The 3,957-nt window shown below is 64.3% G+C and carries 4 protein-coding genes and 1 pseudogene; 3 read left to right on the top strand and 2 right to left on the bottom strand.

Annotated features, from left to right (window positions below; all coding sequences use genetic code 11):
* Both WEA77_RS07350 and WEA77_RS07345 read left to right on the top strand, forming a co-directional pair.
* A pseudogene (locus WEA77_RS07350) lies at positions 1 to 106 on the top strand (nuclear transport factor 2 family protein); the annotation flags it as partial.
* Positions 103 to 624, top strand: coding sequence for a GNAT family N-acetyltransferase (locus WEA77_RS07345; protein WP_368067216.1), 522 nt, complete (start codon positions 103 to 105; stop codon positions 622 to 624). The pseudogene WEA77_RS07350 and the gene WEA77_RS07345, both read left to right, overlap by 4 nt.
* Here WEA77_RS07345 and WEA77_RS07340 read toward each other — a convergent pair.
* The gene (locus WEA77_RS07340; protein ID WP_368067215.1) at positions 606 to 2,384 is read right to left on the bottom strand and encodes a putative bifunctional diguanylate cyclase/phosphodiesterase; all 1,779 of its coding nucleotides are present in this window, start codon (positions 2,382 to 2,384) and stop codon (positions 606 to 608) included. The two genes, WEA77_RS07345 and WEA77_RS07340, sit on opposite strands and share 19 nt — an antisense overlap.
* 119 nt (positions 2,385 to 2,503) lie before the next feature.
* Between WEA77_RS07340 and hisB the strand changes: the two genes are divergently transcribed.
* On the top strand, positions 2,504 to 3,100 hold the full coding sequence (gene hisB / locus WEA77_RS07335) for an imidazoleglycerol-phosphate dehydratase HisB (protein ID WP_368067214.1): 597 nt from the start codon (positions 2,504 to 2,506) through the stop codon (positions 3,098 to 3,100).
* An 89-nt stretch (positions 3,101 to 3,189) separates the two neighbouring features.
* Here hisB and WEA77_RS07330 read toward each other — a convergent pair whose 3' ends face one another.
* The gene (locus WEA77_RS07330) at positions 3,190 to 3,798 is read right to left on the bottom strand and encodes a TetR/AcrR family transcriptional regulator (RefSeq protein WP_368067213.1); all 609 of its coding nucleotides are present in this window, start codon (positions 3,796 to 3,798) and stop codon (positions 3,190 to 3,192) included.
* Positions 3,799 to 3,957 lie beyond the last annotated feature (159 nt).

Here is a 3,957-nt window from a genome sequence, read left to right as displayed (position 1 = left end):
CGGCCAGATCATCGAATTCAAGGTTATGGTCCGTCCCCTGAAGGCCGTCAACGCCGTCCACGCCGCAATGGGCGCCATGCTCGCAAAGATGAAAGCCGGCGCTTGATCGTTCCCACACTGACGACCGACCGCCTCATCCTGCGCCCGCATGCGCAGGATGATCTTGGGCCCCTTTCTGCCATGTGGGGCGACCCGGAAGTGACGCGCCATATCGGCGGCCAGCCGCGCTCGCAGCAGGAAGTGTGGACGACCCTGCTGCGCGTCGTCGGACATTGGCAGTTGCTTGCTTACGGCTACTGGGTCGTCACCCTGCGCGCCACCGGGGAGGTCCTCGGTGAAGCAGGCTACGCCGACCACAAGCGCGGCCTGCCGCCGGAACTCGCCGCCGGTCCGGAAGCCGGATGGGCCTTCGGTCCCGCCGCCTGGGGGCAAGGCATCGCGACCGAAACCATGCTCGCCTGCCAAAACTGGATGGCCGCAGCTCACGCCCCTGCCACGACGCACTGCATCATCGATCCAGGAAATTTCGCCTCGCAGAAGGTTGCGGCAAAACTTGGCTATCGCCAGACCGGCGAAACCCTGCTGCGCGGCGAGCCGATTGGCGTCTACCGGCGCGGGAGCTGACGCTCGAGCGTTTCGTCCTGCTGCTGCGCTTCGCCCGCCTGCCCCGGTCGCCAGGCGCGCAGGAAGTCAAGGAAAGCCTTCTCCGGCAGGCCGGGTGAATAGAGAAAGCCCTGCGCCATTGTGCAACCGCGCCGCCGCAGAAATTCTGCCTGCCGCGTCGTCTCCACGCCCTCCGCCACGGTCTTCAGCCCCAGCGTTTCCGCCATTGCGAGGATCATCTCGACAATCGCCGGCGCCTGCCGGTCGGTCTCCAGCGCAGACACGAACTGGCGGTCGATCTTGAACACGTCAAACGGCAACTGCGTCAGCGTCGCGAGGTTCGAATGGCCGGTGCCGAAATCATCGATGGCCAGCTTCGTGCCCATTGCCCGCAGCGGCGAGATGAACTCCGCCACGCGCGCCGGATCAGACACTGCCATGCTCTCGGTAATCTCGAGCTCCAGCCGGTTGGGGTGCAGACCGGTGCGGCGCAGCACGGCCATGATCGCGTCCGTCAGGTCATGGCGCTGGAACTGGCTTGGTGAGACGTTCACCGCCACGGTCAGGTCGAAGCCTTCCAGCTGCCAGCTGCGCGCCGCCTCGCACGCCGCTTCCAGGATCTGCATGCCGATCGCATCGATCAGTCCCGCCTGCTCCGCCACCGGGATGAAAGTTGCTGGCGAGATCAGCTTACCGTTCGGCCGTCGCCAGCGCGCCAGCGCTTCGGCGCCAAGGATCCGGCCCGTCTCGAAACAGATCTTCGGCTGGAAAACCGCCTTGAATTCCTTGTTGGCCACCGCGTCGCGCAGTTCGGCCTCAAACCGGTAGCGTCCCTGCACGATGCGCGTCAGGCGCGGTGTGAAGAACCGGAAACCGGATTGCGCTTCCGACCGCACCAGACGCACCGCGAGCTTCGCATTCTGCATCAGCTTGGCATACGATTCGCCGTCCTCAGGCGCCATCACGATGCCGCCTGAGATCGACATGGTGATCCGCCGCGTCGGCAGGTCGAACGGCTGGGAAAAGGCTGCACGCACGGCGCGCGCAATCGAGATTACTTGGTCGCGATTGATCGCACACGGAAGATACAGAACGAACTTGTCCGCCGACAGCGCCGACAGCATGCTCCCGCGCAGCGCAATCGCCGCCGGATCGCAAAGGTCCGACAAGGCGCGCGTCAGCCGCTTCGCCGCGCCTTCGATCAGCGCGTCACCATAGGTCGCGCCGACCTGTTCGAGCAGCTGCCCGAACCGGTCGATGTCAAGCAGCAGGAAGGCCGCCGGATACTCGAAGCTCGCCTCGGGCAGCGTTGCGTTGACATGCCGCTCCAGCGCGATCGCGTTCGCCAGCCCCGTGCGGCCATCCTTGTAGGCAATCTGGCGCAGGGTATGGTTCTCGCGCCGCAGCTTGCGCACCGAGCGCGTCGTCGCCACGCGCAGCCGGCGCAGCTCCGGGAACTGCATCTCATCCAGTTCCGCTTCGGCGTCGAGGCGGCTGGTCAGCATGTAGGCGGTGAAGCGCAGGAAGATCTGCTGCAGCGGCCGCGCAGTTAAATAGGCGCCGCCCGCCGAGATCCCCAGGCAGGCCAGCAACATCGCCAGCATCACCGGCGCCGGCACCAGCAGGCCAAGCGGCGCGCCGAGGAAGATCATCCGGTAGCCGACCGAAATCGCCATCAACGCAAGGAACAGGAAAATCGATACTACACCGCCGATAATACCGGCGAAGACCGGTATCGAAAACCTGCCGGTCAGCCGGCCGATAAGCGATGATTTCTTCACACTGGCGCCGCCTGAGGCCTTGATTCGGAAATTACAGCGCAAACTGCGGCATAGATGTTTAGGAATCTGTGAATATCATACGCTAGCTGTAATGTTCCCGACGGACTATATGCCCAGCCATGACCCAGAACCGCACCGCCACGATCACCCGCAAGACCAAGGAAACCGACATCTCGGTGACCGTTAACCTTGATGGCACCGGAAAGTCCGACATCGACACCGGCATCGGTTTTTTCGACCATATGCTGGATAGCCTGTCCCGGCATGCGCTGATTGACCTTATGGTACGTTGCAAGGGCGACCTGCACATCGATTTCCACCACTCGGTGGAAGACACCGGCATTGTCATCGGCCAGGCCATTGCCCAGGCCCTTGGGGATTTCGGCGGCATCATGCGCTTCGGGCATGCCTACATTCCGATGGACGAGACGCTGACCCGCGCCTCGCTGGACCTCTGCAAGCGGCCCTACCTGATCTGGAAAGTCGATTTCCGGCGCGACAAGCTCGGCGAGATGGATACCGAACTCTTCAAGGAGTTCTTCCACGCCCTCGCCGGCAATGGCGGCATGTGCCTGCACATCGAGAATATCTACGGCGAGAACAACCACCACATCGCCGAAAGCTGCTTTAAAGCGACCGCCCGGGCCCTGCGCACCGCGGTTACGGTCGACCCCCGCCTCGGTGGCAAACCTGCGAGCACCAAGGGCAGCCTGTAGGTCAGGTGCACTTCGCTTCGCTCACTGCACCTTATGGGAGCGTGCTTCGCAGGGGCAGTGAAGCGCGCCAAGCGGGCTGAAGTGCACCCCTACAGGATCCGCGCGTCCACTACCGCGTCCACCAACGCCGGATCGGCGGGTACCTGCCCGTCCAGCATCAGCATAGCCAGCCCGTGCACCAGTGACCAGGCCTGCAGCCGCCGCGCCTCGCGCGCCGCTGGCGGCGTATCGGCCCCGAACAGGCCGTCGATCGCATTCACCAGCATCTGCATACTGTCCGCGCCGGTCCCTGCCCCGGCCAGAGGCGGCGGCGCAGGCACTGGCCCGGTCGTCTGCGCCATCATCAGCCGGAACAGCGCCGGATGCGCCAGCGCGAAGCGGACATAGGCCCGCCCCATCGCGCTGAAGGCCTCGACGCCTGGCGCCGCTGACGCCATCGCCCGCTCGAACGCCCCCGCCATCCGCACATGCCCTTCCAGGCACAGCGCGCCGAGCAGCGCCGCCTTGTCCGGGAAATGCCGGTAGACCGCCGTCGCCGAGACGCCCGCATTGCGCGCAATCTCCCGCAGGCTCAGCGCGTCTGCCCGGCCCGCATTGATCAGCTTCAGGCCTTCGTCGATCAGCGCCGTACGCAGATCGCCATGGTGATAGCGATTTTTCTCGGAATGTATGTTGACACTGTTATCATTCTCGGACATGTTGTCGGTGTAAACATTATTTGAAGCCCTCGCAACCTCTCACATCATCACAGGAGCCCTCCGTGCCCAGCCCCGTCGAAGCCGCCATCCGCGGCGTAGTCACCCAAGGCCTCATGGGGGTCGCGAACTTCAACCGCGTCCACCGCAAGGCCAAGGTGC

This window comes from Hyphomonas sp. (genome assembly GCF_040882205.1).
In the GTDB taxonomy this organism is placed as follows: Bacteria; Pseudomonadota; Alphaproteobacteria; order Caulobacterales; family Hyphomonadaceae; genus Hyphomonas.
The sequence above is the reverse complement of the archived record's forward strand: the minus strand, read 5'-3'. Positions and strand labels throughout refer to the sequence as shown.

Coding starts and splice junctions, on each gene's coding strand:
- WEA77_RS07330 (WP_368067213.1), bottom strand. CDS start 3,798: ATGTCCGAGAATGATAACAGTGTCAACATACATTCCGAGAAAAATCGC.
- hisB (WP_368067214.1), top strand. CDS start 2,504: ATGACCCAGAACCGCACCGCCACGATCACCCGCAAGACCAAGGAAACC.